Source organism: Afipia sp. Root123D2, assembly GCF_001425835.1.
Classification (GTDB): Bacteria; Pseudomonadota; Alphaproteobacteria; order Rhizobiales; family Xanthobacteraceae; genus Afipia.
In genome coordinates this window covers 1-14,631 of the sequence record NZ_LMDP01000005.1, presented here as the reverse complement: position 1 = coordinate 14,631, position 14,631 = coordinate 1, and the positions used below count along the sequence as shown (strand labels likewise).

15 protein-coding genes are annotated in these 14,631 nt (G+C 60.4%); 2 read left to right on the top strand and 13 right to left on the bottom strand.

Translation table 11 applies throughout. From position 1 onward, the window contains the following. Positions 1-38: 38 nt before the first annotated feature. The 7 genes from ASC80_RS21545 to ASC80_RS21515 form a co-directional block, all read right to left on the bottom strand. Positions 39-239 (bottom strand): cupredoxin domain-containing protein, encoded by a 201-nt coding sequence (locus tag ASC80_RS21545; RefSeq protein ID WP_044409018.1) that lies wholly within the window; start codon positions 237-239, stop codon positions 39-41. Further along, positions 236-859 (bottom strand): c-type cytochrome, encoded by a 624-nt coding sequence (locus ASC80_RS21540; RefSeq protein WP_044409091.1) that lies wholly within the window; start codon positions 857-859, stop codon positions 236-238. The genes ASC80_RS21545 and ASC80_RS21540 overlap by 4 nt, the downstream gene beginning before the upstream one ends. 123 nt (positions 860-982) lie before the next feature. Beyond that, a complete protein-coding gene (locus tag ASC80_RS21535; protein WP_044409015.1) occupies positions 983-2,365 on the bottom strand; it encodes a multicopper oxidase family protein in 1,383 nt (460 codons plus the stop codon). 11 nt (positions 2,366-2,376) lie between these two features. After that, positions 2,377-3,837, bottom strand: a complete 1,461-nt coding sequence (locus ASC80_RS21530) for a TolC family protein (RefSeq protein WP_056301844.1) — start codon at positions 3,835-3,837, stop codon at positions 2,377-2,379. 9 nt (positions 3,838-3,846) lie between these two features. After that, positions 3,847-4,146 (bottom strand): hypothetical protein, encoded by a 300-nt coding sequence (locus tag ASC80_RS21525; protein WP_056301842.1) that lies wholly within the window; start codon positions 4,144-4,146, stop codon positions 3,847-3,849. A gap of 80 nt (positions 4,147-4,226) precedes the next feature. Beyond that, positions 4,227-4,703: a hypothetical protein gene (locus ASC80_RS21520; protein ID WP_056301841.1), complete on the bottom strand. Its 477-nt coding sequence runs from the start codon at positions 4,701-4,703 to the stop codon at positions 4,227-4,229. A 95-nt stretch (positions 4,704-4,798) separates the two neighbouring features. After that, complete coding sequence (locus ASC80_RS21515; RefSeq protein WP_056301839.1) at positions 4,799-5,074, bottom strand: metal-sensitive transcriptional regulator; 276 nt, start codon at positions 5,072-5,074, stop codon at positions 4,799-4,801. A 53-nt stretch (positions 5,075-5,127) separates the two neighbouring features. Between ASC80_RS21515 and ASC80_RS21510 the strand changes: the two genes are divergently transcribed. Together ASC80_RS21510 and ASC80_RS21500 are read left to right on the top strand one after the other, a co-directional pair. After that, entirely contained in the window at positions 5,128-7,584 is a 2,457-nt protein-coding gene (locus ASC80_RS21510) for a heavy metal translocating P-type ATPase (protein ID WP_056301837.1), read from the top strand. Positions 7,585-8,822: 1,238 nt separating this feature from the next. Then, the gene (locus tag ASC80_RS21500) at positions 8,823-9,182 is read left to right on the top strand and encodes a hypothetical protein (RefSeq protein WP_152647665.1); all 360 of its coding nucleotides are present in this window, start codon (positions 8,823-8,825) and stop codon (positions 9,180-9,182) included. A 418-nt stretch (positions 9,183-9,600) separates the two neighbouring features. Here the strand turns inward: ASC80_RS21500 and ASC80_RS21495 are convergent, their stop codons facing one another. The 6 genes from ASC80_RS21495 to ASC80_RS21470 form a co-directional block, all read right to left on the bottom strand. Further along, positions 9,601-10,500 carry a cation diffusion facilitator family transporter gene (locus ASC80_RS21495; RefSeq protein WP_044408999.1) on the bottom strand — a complete coding sequence of 300 codons (900 nt, stop codon included), beginning with the start codon at positions 10,498-10,500 and terminating at the stop codon, positions 9,601-9,603. A 2-nt stretch (positions 10,501-10,502) separates the two neighbouring features. Then, on the bottom strand, positions 10,503-11,357 hold the full coding sequence (locus tag ASC80_RS21490) for a hypothetical protein (RefSeq protein WP_044408996.1): 855 nt from the start codon (positions 11,355-11,357) through the stop codon (positions 10,503-10,505). Between the two features lie 3 nt (positions 11,358-11,360). Continuing rightward, positions 11,361-11,786 (bottom strand): hypothetical protein, encoded by a 426-nt coding sequence (locus tag ASC80_RS21485; protein WP_244487337.1) that lies wholly within the window; start codon positions 11,784-11,786, stop codon positions 11,361-11,363. 185 nt (positions 11,787-11,971) lie between these two features. Next, positions 11,972-12,163 (bottom strand): hypothetical protein, encoded by a 192-nt coding sequence (locus ASC80_RS21480; RefSeq protein ID WP_244487336.1) that lies wholly within the window; start codon positions 12,161-12,163, stop codon positions 11,972-11,974. 49 nt (positions 12,164-12,212) lie between these two features. Next, positions 12,213-12,527: a ferritin family protein gene (locus ASC80_RS21475; protein ID WP_044408989.1), complete on the bottom strand. Its 315-nt coding sequence runs from the start codon at positions 12,525-12,527 to the stop codon at positions 12,213-12,215. A gap of 38 nt (positions 12,528-12,565) precedes the next feature. Continuing rightward, on the bottom strand, positions 12,566-14,631 hold a 2,066-nt coding region (locus ASC80_RS21470), incomplete at its 5' end, for a heavy metal translocating P-type ATPase (protein WP_056301833.1).

The window sequence follows — 14,631 nt, the reverse complement described above, 5'->3', positions numbered from 1 at the left end:
TCGCGCGGCTTGTTCGAACATTCCTATCCGACTCTCGGTCATCGCGAAGCGGGAATGATCGGCACGGTCGGAGTGAAGCGAACCGCCGGCTCGCGGTAGGCGAACGCCCAGCCGCCGGGATTGTCGGCGATGTTGAAAGCGGCTCGATAGGAACATCCATCGTCGCGATCCCAGCACCCAGCCGCCGTCCGTGTCACCGCGAAGTGGTGGCCGTGCAAGTGATACGGATAATTGATCATGGCTGTTGTCCTACACCTTTTGAGGGCTCAGGCTTTGTGCCGTGCTGATGTGGTTCGCTACCGTGTTGATGTTGATTGCCGCCGCCACCTTGATCCATAGACCCCATTTCTTCGTCGGGCGGCGCCTTGGCAACGATGTCCTTGTAGTCCTGCGGCGACATACCCGGCAATTTTTGGACAAAAGCAACGATGCTCCAGATCGTATCGTCATCATGACCTAATCCCCATGCGGGCATCGCCGTCATCTTCAAGCCGTGCTTCGTCACCCAAAAGACGGTCCTTGGATCGAGCTTCGTTTGCGAGAGATTGGGCGGCTGCGGATACAGGCCGGGCCGGATCTCCGAATCGCTTTTGCCGGGCGCAAGATGGCAGCCCACGCACATCGCGGCGTACTGCCCCGCTCCCTTCAGAATCAATTGTTCGTCGGCCAAATCGGGCACCTTGATATCGCGTGCGCGAACCGCGATCGCCCGATCGCGTGCGGCTTCCAGCACTTTGCTGGTAATATTCCAATGCGGAACATCAGCGCCAATTTCGTAAGCTCCAGAGACGATGAATGCACCGCCTCCGAACAGTACCATCAAGCCGAAAAGGCTGGCCCCGAGTATTATTCGCTTCATCGATAGGTCTCCATGCGTCATGCTTCGGACGCAGCTATAATTGATGTTCGAGAGTACGTGTTGGTGCCGCCTGCGGTCGGACTTTCCGATCCTACCCGCTCAGCGTGGAGAGATCGCAGCCAACTACATCCCCTTCATGCCATTCATTCCCTTCATGTTCATTCCTTTCATGCCCTTCATGTCGTCAGGCATCGCCTTCGGTTTTGACGACGCGGGGACTGGGGCTCCTGTCGCATCGACCTCGTAAGCAACCGTACGCTCAGGGTTCTTGTACGGCCCTGGATCGCGATAGTCGTCACTTGCCATGCCTTCGCGGATCTTCATCACCGTGAACATGCCGCCCATTTCGATCGGCCCGAATTGTCCGGAGCCTGTCATCATCGGCAGCGTGTTGTCCGGCGCGGGCATCTCCATCTCGCCCATCGCCATGCCCGTCGACCCCATCACCATAGCGTCGGGCGCCAGCTTGCCGACCGCTTTCGCCAAGTCCTTCTTTGAGACGCCGATCATGTTGCGCATGTCGTGGCCCATGGCGTTCATGGTGTGGTGCGACTTGTGGCAGTGAAACGCCCAGTCCCCGGGATTGTCGGCGACGACGTCGAACGCACGAACCGCGCCGACAGGTACGTCGGTCGTCGTCTCCGGCCATTGCGCGCTTTCGGGAACCCAGCCGCCGTCCGTGCAGGTCACCGCGAAATGGTGTCCGTGCAGGTGGATCGGATGGTTGGTCATGGTGAGATTGCCGATCCGCACTCGTACCTTGTCGCCGAGCCGCACCGGCAGCGGGTCGATGCCCGGAAACACCCGGCTGTTGAATGTCCACATGTTGAAGTCGGTCATCTCGTTGACCTTCGGCAGGTAGGTGCCGGGATCGATGTCGTAGGTGCTCATGATAAAGACGAAGTCGCGATCGACCGGGCGGAAGGACGGGTCGCGCGGATGCACGATGAACATCCCCATCATGCCCATCGCCATCTGGACCATTTCGTCGGAGTGCGGGTGGTACATGAACGTCCCGCTGTTCTTCATCTCGAACTCGTAGACGAAGGTCTTGCCGGGCTTGATATGCGGCTGATTGAGTCCGCCGACGCCGTCCATGCCGTTCGGCACGATCATGCCGTGCCAATGCACGGTCGTGTGTTCCGGCAATTTGTTGGTGACGAAGATGCGGACCTTGTCGCCCTCGACCGCCTCGATCGTCGGCCCCGGTGCCTGACCGTTGTAGCCCCAGAGGTTGGCTTTCATGCCGGGCGCGAATTCGCGGACGACAGGTTCAGCGACGAGATGAAACTCCTTCCAGTCGCCGTTCATTCGCCAGGGAAGCGACCAGCCGTTGAGCGTGACGACCGGACGGTAATCCGGACCGCTGGTCGGATGCAGCGGCGGCTGCATCGTCACCTTGTCCATGATCGGCGCTTCCGGAATGTTGGCCGCCTGCACGCGGCCGCTGACGGCGCTGGCGCCGACCAGCGCCGCCGTTCCCAGAAATCCTCTTCGCGATAGCATGTTGGCCTCCATCAATGACCGCCGCCGCCGCCAGCCTGGGCGGTGGTCGTCGGACGGGACTCTATTTGTGTTTCTCCCGAGCCGCCGCCGTTGACGGCGGTCTGCAGATCAGATTGGGCGAGCCAGAAGCTGCGCTTGGCATCGATTCCGGCCCGCAGCGACGCGATGCGCTGGCGCGCTTCCGTCAGCAGCGCGAACACATCGACCTGCATGCTCGAGAAGCGCAGCTGCATTTCTTCGGTGATGATCTTCCGGAGCGGCAGCACCTCGCGCTCATACTGCCGGGCGATCTCGTAGCTCGATCGATACGTCCGGTACGCGTCTCGTGCTTCCGAGCGCACGTTGATCGCCTTCTCGGTCAGGCGATTGAAGGCCTGATTGTAGGTCTCGCTCGCTTGTCGCACCCGGACTTCGCCGCCATCGAAGATGGGGATCTGGAACTGGATGTCGAAGCCGCGTTCACGGAACCGGGAGCCATCGGGATCCCTGGTGGTCTTCGCGATTCCTGCAACATCGAGCAGCGTGACGAAACGACTCGCTTCCGTGAGATTGAGCGATTTCGCCAGCGCATCCAGTTCGATGCGTGCGATCTGCAGGTCGATCCGGTGCGTCACTGCATCCACTTCGATCGACGGCAGAGCGGAAGGACGTCGTGGCAATGGCGGAAGCGTCTTGGGCAGGCGGAACGTAAGTTCGCCGTCCCAAAGCCCCATCAGTCGTGCGAGACGTTCACGCGAACTGGTCGCCTCCTGACGTGCCGAAGCGAGATCGGCTGTCGTCTCCGCGTAGAAGACCTGCTCGCGGGCCTGATCGAGCTTGTTGAGCGAACCGGTTTCACCCAGCTTCGAGGCCAGCTTGGCGGTCGCCTCCGCCGTGGACTTGGCATCTGTGAGAAGGCCGACCATCTCGTTAGCGCCGACGGCGCGGTAGTAGGATCGCCGCACATCGGACGCGAGCCTCAAGGTCTCCAATGCTGCCCGCAATTGCGCCTGGTGGAATCGCCTCTTGGCGATCTCGGAACGGAACGGCAGCGTCGCCAACGCAAGAATGTCCCCGACCACCTGACGTTCGATTTCGACGGCGCCGCCGCCCGATATTCGCGAAATCGAGAATGTCGGATTGGGCGGAAGGCTTTCCTGGACGAGGTCGGTTTCCGCCAACGCCAATTCGTTGTAGGCGGCTTGCAGTCCCCGGTTGTTGAGCAACGCGACCTGGACTGTGGTTTCGACGTTGAGCGTCCGGCGCAGCAGCGGCTTGACGGCATCGTCCGTGCGTTGCGCATCATCCACGGAGCGGATCGCGACCACGTCCTTCTTGATGGTGTTGTCGGCGATATCGGCGACGACGCCCATTCCTCGATCCGGCGAAAACGTTGCGCAACCGGAAAGGAGAAGGGAAACGGCCAGCGCCAACGCCAACCGATTATTTCGGAGAACGCTCTGATGCGGCAGCACGCCACGGATGATTTTCATGACGTGCTCCTAGTGCTCGTGTCCGGACTTCGGTGACGGCGTGACGCTCCGGTTCTGTTCCTTCCAGCCGGAAGGCGTCGTCGGACGAAGGCTGGCGTAAGGGGCGATGGTCGACCGATAGCCGACGCCCGCAACCTTTGTTCCGGGATCCGCGGGGTCCGGGCCGACGAGCGACGCCGTCGGCACCGCGCAGCCTCCCAAGATCAGGGCCGCAACAGCCACCCCTGCGAATGTCCCGAATCTGATTCCGAATATTCCGCGCACCACCGAACCAACGGCGGCGGCAGTCGCCCCAATTTGCGCTGACATAAGACTTTCCTGAACTGACGATGGACCACAGGTGCGCGTGCCCCCGAACGGGCGCAGCACCGCGTCATGCTTTTGTCAGGTCAGGAAATGGGGGGGCGATAGCGCTGTGGAGGCGCGTTGTCGGTCAGCTTCCGATAATCATGGGAGATCCGGACGGCCTTCGGCACCGCGGGTTTAGCCACCGCGACGAACGGCGCGGGAAGCGCGGTAACGCACATCAGGCCGCAGCACTTTCCATCCGCCGAATGCGGTGGTTTTGCCGGGCCGGAGTCGCTCTTCAACGCGACGGGTTTCGCGTCGTGACCCGCAGATGAATCAGCGTGAGTCTGGACGCCGGAATGGTGATGGGCATGTCCATCCTTGTGGACGTGCATCATGCCTTCGTGATGCACGTGGACCATGCCCGGCACGTGACCTTCGTCGGTCAGGCAGTAGGGAGTGGACTGACTGCCCGGCAAGGCGAAGGAAAGCGTCGGGGCCAGCACGCAAAACAGATATGTCAAGGCGATGAACCACCCTGCTCCCTGCCGCTGCGTACTGGTAAGTCCGGTCAACATAAACGGGTCAATGCTTTAGATTTGCCGTGTTCGAACTTGGAATCATAGTCGGGAATCCTCGTACCGCCAAGACGGAACCTGACGCAACGAGACGGTCATCGTTCCGCACGCCCGACCACCGCCATCAATTCCGCGATCTTGCGACGCTGGTCCGCCTTGTCGCCGCTCGCGATCGCATGCTCGACGCAGTGCGAGACATGATCTTTGAGGATCTCTTCCTCCACGCGCCGCAGCGCGGCACGAACAGCGGAGATCTGCGTTACGATATCGATGCAGTACCGGTCCTCTTCCACCATCTTGGCGAGGCCGCGCACCTGTCCCTCGATCCGACTCAGGCGCTTTTGGCAGGACGTCTTGATGTCTTTTCGCATTTGCTCTATATACCCCTACTGGGTATGGGTCGCAAGCCGTGCAGGAGATTTAGATGACCGATCCAGAAAAGGCAAGTTCCACAGGCGAATGCGGCTACTCCTCGATGGCGATGGCAGCGCCGAGCCCCGAAAACAAGGCGGCGTGTTGCGGCGGCGGTCACGGTGATCATCGTGAGGACGCTCATGACCATCACCACCAACCCGTCTCCGGAGACGGAAGGGTGGTGGACCCGGTCTGCGGGATGACCGTCGATCCGGCGACAAGCAAGCACCGGTTCGATTACCACGGCCGCACCTACCATTTTTGCTCGGCCGGCTGCCGCGCCAAGTTTGCCACCGCTCCGGAGCAGTACCTCGACAAGTCGCAGGCCTCGGCGATGAAGGCGACCGTTCCGGAAGGCACCGTTTACACGTGTCCGATGCATCCGGAGATCAGGCAGATAGGACCCGGCAGCTGTCCCATCTGCGGAATGGCGCTCGAGCCGGAGGTGGCGACACTGGATGCGCCACCCAATCCCGAACTGGCGGACATGACCCGGCGGTTCTGGATCGGTCTCGTGCTCGCGTTGCCCGCTGTCGTTCTCGAGATGGGCGGACACCTGGTCGGTGGCCACGGCTGGGTCGACCAGACCCTGTCGAACTGGATTCAACTCGTCTTTGCGACCCCGGTCGTAATCTGGGCGGGTTGGCCTTTTTTCGTGCGCGGCTGGCAATCGCTGTTAACCCGCAACCTCAATATGTTCACCTTGATCGCGATGGGGACCGGTGTGGCTTACGTCTACAGCCTCGTCGCCACCGTCGCCCCACACGTCTTCCCTCCCGCGTTCCGCGGACACGATGATGCCGTTGCCGTCTATTTTGAAGCGGCGGCAGTGATCACCGTTCTGGTATTGCTGGGCCAGGTCCTCGAATTGCGAGCCCGCGAGGCAACGTCGGGAGCGATCAAGGCGCTGCTCGATCTCGCCCCGAAGACGGCACGCCTCGTTGCGGAGGATGGTACCGATCATGAAGTCCCGCTCGATGGTCTGAACGTCGACGACCGGCTGCGCGTCCGTCCCGGCGAAAAGGTACCGGTCGACGGCGTCATTCTCGAGGGGCGTTCATCGGTCGATGAATCGCTTGTGACAGGAGAGTCCATGCCCGTCACCAAGGAAACCGGAGCCAAGGTGATTGCCGGGACCCTCAATCAATCCGGAAGCTTCGTGATGCGGGCCGAAAAGGTCGGCCGCGATACGGTGTTGTCCCAGATCGTTCAGATGGTTGCGCAAGCGCAACGGTCGCGGGCGCCGATTCAGCGTCTCGCCGACCAGGTCGCGGGCTGGTTCGTGCCCGCGGTGATCGTGGCCGCGCTCGTTGCCTTCGTGGTCTGGGCCATGGTCGGTCCTGAGCCTCGTTTGGCGTTCGGCCTGGTGGCGGCCGTGAGCGTGCTGATCATTGCTTGCCCTTGCGCACTTGGCCTCGCCACACCTATGTCGATCATGGTCGGCGTGGGACGCGGCGCTCACGCCGGCGTGCTGATCAAGAACGCCGAAGCGCTTGAGCGTCTAGAGAAGGTAGACACCTTGGTGGTCGACAAAACGGGGACGCTAACCGAAGGCAAGCCGAAGGTCGTCTCCATTGTGGCTTCTTCCGGCTTTCAGGAGGACGTCCTGCTGCGTCTCGCGGCAAGCGTCGAGCGATCGAGCGAACATCCGCTGGCGGACGCCATCGTTCGCGCAGCCAAAGAGCGCGATCTGACACTGGCGAACGTGGAGGAATTCGATTCGCCGACGGGCAAAGGCGTGACCGGAAAGGTCGAAGGCAAGACTATCCTGCTGGGCAATGCGGCCTATCTGAAATCGTTAGGTGTCCAGACACAAACGTTGGAGCCACAAGCCGAAAACCTGCGCGGTGAAGGTGCAACCGTTATCAATATCGCACTCGATGGAAAGTTGGTGGGACTCTTTGCAATCGCCGATCCAGTGAAGCAATCGACGCCTGACGCCTTGAAGGCGCTGGCGGCAGAAGGCATCAAGGTCATTATGCTGACCGGCGACAATAGAACCACGGCAAATGCGGTCGCGAAACGGCTCGGCATCTCCGATGTGGAGGCAGAAGTGCTTCCGGACCAGAAGAGCGCCGTCGTCAGCAAGTTGCAGAAGGCGGGGCGGATCGTTGCAATGGCCGGAGATGGCGTCAACGACGCCCCTGCCTTGGCGACCTCGGACGTTGGAATCGCGATGGGCACCGGGACCGACGTCGCGATGGAAAGCGCGGGAGTCACTCTTCTCAAGGGCGACTTGATGGGAATCGTTCGTGCCCGCCGTCTCTCCGAAGCGACGATGAGCAACATCCGGCAGAACCTGTTCTTCGCGTTCATCTATAACGCTGCCGGCATTCCGATCGCGGCCGGTGTGCTCTATCCGACGTTCGGATTGCTGCTGTCACCCATCATCGCTGCAGCGGCGATGGCGCTATCTTCAGTCAGCGTCGTGGGCAATGCGCTACGATTGAAGACTGTGAACTTGTGAGGTGTCGGACTGAAAGCGCTGTTCGAACTCAGCGGGGCTGTGATTGAGCGCCCGCTGAGTTCGAGGATGATCCAACCTCAAGAGTTCTTATTCCGGGCCCTGATCCGCTCCAGATGCATCTGGATGTCAACTTGTTTTGGGAACCAGTCTGAAATGGCATATCGCGAAACCAGCGGTATCAATGGATGGATCCAAACCGTCCTGTCCGGGATGCTCGCAAACTGGCTCGTGGGTTGGCAGCGTTCTTCGCCACCATGGGCGGACGATCATCGACAGGTTCGTCCCCGTGTTCCTTGCCGTGTCGCTGTTCGTCGCGGCGGGGTTTCAACACAGCCTGGCAAACATGGCGTACTTTTCGCTCAATCGACGAACGAATATTGCCCATCGACGACGCCGCGCAGGAAGACCTCGATCTTCTCCTCATAATTGTAGAGTCGATTGAGTAGTCGGCTCCAGTTGATGTCAGACTTGACGGCTCATGCTTGGATTATCTCAGCTATAACTCCTAAACTTTAGCACGACAATTTCGCTGAAATTCTGGTCGCACCAATTTCCTTTTAGGAATTACTCAGAAGACTTGCCACCTAAACCACGATAAGCCCAATTTATGCGATGGCCTCAGGCGCCGCGATTTCTGCTACAAGCACCGGTGCGATTGCGACTTGTATGCCTGATCGATTTATCTTGCTTCCGGCCTCCCGCAGGTCAGAGCCTAAAAGCAAAATTGACATTAACAATCGGCTCACGAACATCGAAAATTTGGAGCGGATGGAGGGAATCGAACCCACGCCTCCAGTTTGGAAACTGTTGCTCAACCCTCGAGCTACACCCGCAAAAGAGATTCTATACCAATTTCACAAAGACGGCAGAGACTTTCGCGTGCTAATGGCATTATTCCGGAACCAACGTAAATTTTGTGTTTTCGTCGGACGGCTTAAACTACTATGGACATCGTTCGAGTGCGGTAGCAAATTGCGTGCTGCAACGTATCCCGGCAGTTTCCGTCCTTGTAGGACGGGGGCGACGGAGACCGTTCGAGGTTCTAGCGATCATAGGATCGGCGTCAGAAGATCTTGCGGTTGTTGTCGCACTTTCACAGCCGCTGCATGAAGAACCGCTGCTCTTCTCCGCGTGCGAAGGCAGTTCAAACCGGACGAAAGGGCGGCGTTTTCGTCAGCTAGCGTCCGTGACATCTTGTAACTTCCACTGCAGCTCTAATTTGGCAGGAGGATTGATTGTTGAAAAAACCGATCCACCGAGTCCAGGCGATCGCCGCAGTCTGTTTCTTCGGTACGTCGATTTTTCCAAGCCAGACGGTCCTCGCTGGCCCGTGTGCATCCGACATCGCGCAAGTGGAGACGGCCATGGACGCGTTGGCTTCAAATCAGGGGAGCGGTTCTGCTCATCAATCGCATGCCGCAAACCTACACCATCAACCGACTCCAAATTCGGTCAGGCGAGGCAAGGAGAAGGCGGGAGTCGATGAGCGCCACGATCGCGCGGCGCTGCAACGCGCGCGTATGGCTAACGCCAAAGGTGATATGGACGGGTGTGCGAAGGCCCTCGCCGAAGCGCGTCGCGAACGATTGTCGCAGTGAGATGATAGTTCGCCGCCAGTAACCTCATTTCGTGCACCAACGGACCGCGCCCATAGGGTTACTCCGCCATAGACGCCTCATCGCAACACTCTGCCGGTCCGAAAGACCAGCCATTCCGCGTGCATCTGCGTTGCCAAAGGTATTTTCGGTAAGCGCCAGCAGTGCGATCAAATGGGTCCGACAGTGGCGTGTTGACGGGCGAACGACGCCGAACCCGGTTCTCGGTCATCGCGCGCGCGGTTCTCCGATGACGCCCAGCGCTAAAATAAGCGCGCTCGCGCTTATTTTTTAAAGCCCGAAGGAAGTCGCGCCGTTGCGCCGATCACAAACGTCCTCGAAGCCGGCCAGCGCATGGATTACCGCCCCGCGCAATCATCCGGACCTTCGCGATGTCCGACATGCTCATGGTTGTTCGTGCTTAGACATGCAGCACGCCTTCCTCGTTGCGTAACGCCTCGTCCTCGATCTGAATTGTGACATGGTCGATCTTGAAACCGTCCTTCATGCGGCGGCGGGCTTCCTGCAGAATCGTACTGGCGACCGACATGTCGTTAACCACCAGGTGGCAGCTCATGGCGTCGAAGCCGGACGTAATCGTCCAGACGTGGAGATCGTGGACCGTCTTCACACCTTCGATGGTCGATAGTTGGCGCTCGAGAAGACCGAGATCGACGTCCGGAGGCGTGCCTTCCATAAGGATGTGCGTGACCTGTTTGAGTAGGATCCACGTCCGCGGCACGATGAACAGCCCGATGCCCGCGCCGATGATAGGATCGGCCAGCACCCATCCTTTCCACATCATGAGCAGCGCGGCGATGATGACGCCGATGGACCCCAGCATGTCGCTCAGCACCTCGAAATAGGCGCCCTTGACATTCAGGCTCTCCGACGAACCGCCCGCCAGCAGCCACATACTGACCAAATTCACGATCAGACCGACGCACGCCACGATCAACATTGGTCCGCTCAGGATGTCCGGCGGGGCGAGGAAACGCTGGTATGCTTCATAGAGAATGTAGACCGTAAGCAGCAGCAGCACGACGGCATTCGTCAGCGCGGAAAGCACCTCCATACGGAGGTAGCCGAAGGTCCGCTGTGGTGTGGCCTCTCGGGCGGCAAAGCGGATCGCGAGCAGCGCCAGCGCCAGTCCGCCGACGTCGGTCAGCATGTGTGCGGCGTCAGCCAGGAGCGCCAGGCTGCCCGTGATCAGGCCGCCAGCAATTTCGGCAAACATGTATGTCGCCGTCAGGGCAAGCGCCCATGCAAGTCGGCCTGCGTGTCGCGCGGCCGCCGTCCCGGCGGGACCTCCACCATGCATCGTCAGTTCTCCGGTTTAAGCATTGGATTCGAAGCGCTTTCGCCGATCGATCCGCGCAATTTTACTTCGAGTTCGTCCAGCAGAAAGAAACTGACGTCATCAACTGAATCGTGTCCTTTGGCGAATGGCTGCTCGAGAAGACGGACGAGGTACAGCGCGTAGACGAACATGTAGGAAATGAAGCCAAACATGATTGCCGATGCCGGATCGCCCTCGGTCTTGAGAAAGAGCATCATCATGACAATAGCGGCGACCAGCGTCTGCACCAGAACGTGGACCGATGGCACGAACTCCACGCGCTGAATCTGGTAGATTCGGAGCACGGCTCTGCGGATCACATCCTGCGTTGAGCGGAGGCGGACGACGAAGTTGGCCGCCATCCCCATTCCCTCCAGGTGTCCGAAAATCGGCGTCAACTTGCCGATCTCCTCAAGAACCGGTGGAATATCCTTGTGATCGCTGGCGTGGCCAAGACCGGTCCGCAGTTTATCGATCGTGTCGATCAGGACGCGGCGGCTCGCAATCAAATCGAAGTCCTTGTTGATAACGGCAAACGATTCCAGATCGCCGTCGATGGCTTCAATGGACGTGCGGATGTCCGCCGGGATGCGTTCCGCTTCCTTGTAGTCGGCAAGAATGCTCGACAACAGAAATCCGATGATGAAGATGGCGCCGCCGATGCCGCTCGTCAGCAACCTGTTGAGTTCGAGAAACTCGAAGCCGAAAAAGTGCACGGCGGCCTTGATGCCGCCGAGCAGCAGCACGACCGCCGCGACCGTGAAGAACAGGCGGAACTTCTTGCGGAAGCTAAGGTCCGCACCTCCAAAATGGAGATGTCCAATGATCGACGATGTCACGCGTTACCAACCATTCTTGATCGTACGGACGGACACAAACCGCCATCCATTCCAGCGAAAAACTCGTATCGATGTGCCATCAGTCACCTCGATTCCAGCAGCGCCATCGTTGGTGAGTTTCAGATCACGGGCGTGCGTGGTGAAGACGAGGCGGTGCCGCCCGTGCGATTCCAGGTACACCTCGTGGAGACAGCGATCGGCGATGCAGACGGCGGCGCGGTTCGCGCACGCGAAGTCCTCGAAATGCAACGAGACGAAGCGGAAGCCTTCGGCTTCGATTGAAACCGAGAAATAGTGCGCGGCCGCCGCCTTATTGCCGCAGGCGCGCGCACGGTTGACGACCACACGGTGGAGATCGGGCGGCAGGGCATCGATGTGTTCGGCAGCCAAGGGGTTTTCCGACGCGGAGCTGCCGCGCGCTGCAGCCACAGCATGAATATCGATTAGTGCGGCAAGCAGGAAAATCAGCCCTGTTGTCGCCGATCGCACCCATTTCTTACGGATCCTGTGCATCTGTGTCCTCCTTGCGCTCAGCCGCGCCGAAAGCGGTCGGTCGCGGTCGCGGTCATTCAGGTTCCGACGCGCGATGCCTCACACCGCCGTCGTTCGGCTGCTCAGAAAGAGACACCGTGATCCAGATCACGCGACACTCCTTCGCAAACGAGTCCGAGGCGGACCAGTAGCGTGAAGCGTCTCGGAATGCCGAGCGGACTTTCGACAATGAGCAGCGCGCCAACCGTGCTGAGATTGCGCACGACGCAGGGTATCGTCGCCCCGCCGAACGAGATCGTGCCCGCCTTGACCACCCTACTCCGCCTCTTCCGTCGGCGCTCCTCCGCGACGCCCTCCCTCCCTTCAATCGGCCTTCTTCTCCGCTTTCTCCGCAAGTGCGACGATGTCGCCGTCCCTGAAGAGGATCCCCTCAAGCTCGGTTCGCCATGCCTTCTTCTTGCGTAACAGGAATTCCAGGTTCATGCCGAAGTGCTTGAATTCCTCCTTCTGCGCATTCGCCATGATTGCCTTGGCCACCTTGTCCTTTTCGACGGACATCCGCTGTTCGTACCAACTGATCGCTTCCGCCTCCTCGATCAGCGAGGTGATCATCCGCGCAAAAGTCCGGATGTCCTGCGACAGTTCGTCCGGCGGTTCGTGATACTGGTCGAAGCCCATGGAATTCTCCTTGGTTTGAAGTCCAATGTTTTGGGGGGTTACTTTTCATCCGCCTGGTCGGCGCCGGGCGGCGCCAGCAGCCGCAGCGCGTTGAGCGTGACCAGCACCGTCGCGCCAGTGTCGGCAAGGATGGCCGGCCACAACCCTGTCAGGCCGACTATCGTGGTGACCAGGAAGACCGCCTTCAGACCGAGCGCGACTGCGATGTTTTGGCGGATATTGACCATGGTCCGTTTCGACAGATCGACCATCGCCGCGACATCGGAGACCCGACCGTGAAGCACCGCCGCGTCGGCGGTCTCCAGCGCGACGTCGGTCCCGCCTCCCATGGCGATGCCGACGTCCGCGGCCGCCAGCGCCGGAGCGTCGTTGATGCCATCGCCGATCTTGGCCACCGTCCATCCCGCGTTCCTGAATTGGGCGACGATACGCTGCTTGTCCTGCGGCAAAAGCCCGGCCTGAACCTCGATCCCGAGTTGCTTGCCGACCGCGGCCGCTGTCCGCTGGTTATCGCCAGTCAGCATGACCGTTTTGATGCCCGCCTCGTTAAGCAGTTTCAGGCCTTTCACGGCATCCGGACGCGGTTCATCGCGCATCGCTATAGCGCCGGCCAAAAGCTGACCGATCACCAGAACCGAAACCGTCTTGCCTTCGTCGGTGAGTCCTGCGAAGCGAAGTTCATCGTCGGGTTTCAGAGAAACGATTTCGGCTGCGGCCGACGGCGATCCAAGAAAGACGTGGAGTCCGTCGACCCTTGCGCGAATCCCCTTTCCGCCGACCGCCTCGGATTCCGAAGTCGCCGGAATTGGAATGTCGCGCTTGTGCGCCTCGGCCAGAATTGCGGTAGCTAGTGGGTGGCTCGATCCGGCCTCGAGCGCGGCGGCAAAACCGAGTACGTCGTTCTCGCTGCGCGCGAGCCCGATGACGTCCGTGACTTGGGGTTTGCCCGCCGTCAACGTGCCGGTCTTGTCGAAACAAGCCATCGTCACCTTGCCGACTTGTTCGAGAACGGCACCACCCTTCAGTAACAGGCCCCGGCGCGCGCCTGCGGAGAGGCTGGCGGCGATCGCCGCAGGCGTCGAAATGACCAGGGCGCAGGGACAGCCGATCAGCAAGATCGCCAGACCCTTGTAGATCCAGTTGCTCCAAACGCCACCGAACAGCAGCGGCGGCACGACAGCTACCAGTATTGCCACTGCGACCACACCCGGCGTGTAGAACCGCGAGAATCGGTCGATGAACCGTTCGGTAGGCGCCTTGGATTCTTGGGCTTCCTCGACAAGGCGCACGACCCGCGCGATGGTATTGTCCGCCGCAGCGGCGGTCACCCGCACCCGCAGCAGCCCATCGCCGTTGACGGTGCCGGCGAACAGAGTGTCATCAGGCCCCTTCCGGACCGGCGTGCTCTCGCCCGTCACGGGCGCTTCGTCGATCGCGCTCTGTCCGGAAACGATCATGCCATCGGCGGGGATTCGATCGCCGGGCCGGACTTGAATCAGCGCCCCGACGGCAAGAGTTTCTGCCTGTACTTCGCGTACCTGCCCATCCTCCTCGACCCGGGCGGTCTTCGGAACAAGTCTGGTAAGATCCTGAATGCTGGCCCGGGCACGGCTGGCGGCGACGCCTTCGAGCAGTTCGCCGATCAGGAACAAGAAGACCACCGTGGCGGCCTCTTCGGTTGCACCGATCACGACCGCACCGATCGCGGCAACCGACATCAGCATCTCGATCGAGAACGGCGTGCCGACACGCGCGGCGGAGACCGCGCGACGCGCAATTGGAACCAGACCAACCAGCATGGCGAGCAGGAATGCCCAATGCTCCGTCGTCGGTACGGCCTTACCAAGCACGTAGGCCACTGCCAATGCCATTCCGGAAGCGATCGTCAGGATGCCCTTGCGGGTCCGCCACCACGCCCCGCCGCTGGAGGTGTGCTCATGAAGGTGGGAGTGACCGTCCTCGGGGGAGGACGCTTCGTCATTGGCTTGCTGCTGGCGATGATTGCTGCTTCCCGCCGCGTCGACTTGCGCGACGCGATAACCCAGATCCGAAACGCGCTGACATATGCCATCGTCGGCTTCGCTGCCGTCATGGCTGACGATCA

Excerpts from the sequence above, each read along its gene's own strand:
- ASC80_RS21515 (WP_056301839.1), bottom strand. The coding sequence starts at position 5,074 with ATGCGAAAAGACATCAAGACGTCCTGCCAAAAGCGCCTGAGTCGGATC.
- ASC80_RS21530 (WP_056301844.1), bottom strand. The coding sequence starts at position 3,837 with ATGAAAATCATCCGTGGCGTGCTGCCGCATCAGAGCGTTCTCCGAAAT.
- ASC80_RS21545 (WP_044409018.1), bottom strand. The coding sequence starts at position 239 with ATGATCAATTATCCGTATCACTTGCACGGCCACCACTTCGCGGTGACA.
- ASC80_RS21535 (WP_044409015.1), bottom strand. The coding sequence starts at position 2,365 with ATGCTATCGCGAAGAGGATTTCTGGGAACGGCGGCGCTGGTCGGCGCC.
- ASC80_RS21520 (WP_056301841.1), bottom strand. The coding sequence starts at position 4,703 with ATGTTGACCGGACTTACCAGTACGCAGCGGCAGGGAGCAGGGTGGTTC.
- ASC80_RS21510 (WP_056301837.1), top strand. The coding sequence starts at position 5,128 with ATGACCGATCCAGAAAAGGCAAGTTCCACAGGCGAATGCGGCTACTCC.
- ASC80_RS21495 (WP_044408999.1), bottom strand. The coding sequence starts at position 10,500 with ATGCATGGTGGAGGTCCCGCCGGGACGGCGGCCGCGCGACACGCAGGC.
- ASC80_RS21540 (WP_044409091.1), bottom strand. The coding sequence starts at position 859 with ATGAAGCGAATAATACTCGGGGCCAGCCTTTTCGGCTTGATGGTACTG.
- ASC80_RS21475 (WP_044408989.1), bottom strand. The coding sequence starts at position 12,527 with ATGGGCTTCGACCAGTATCACGAACCGCCGGACGAACTGTCGCAGGAC.
- ASC80_RS21525 (WP_056301842.1), bottom strand. The coding sequence starts at position 4,146 with ATGTCAGCGCAAATTGGGGCGACTGCCGCCGCCGTTGGTTCGGTGGTG.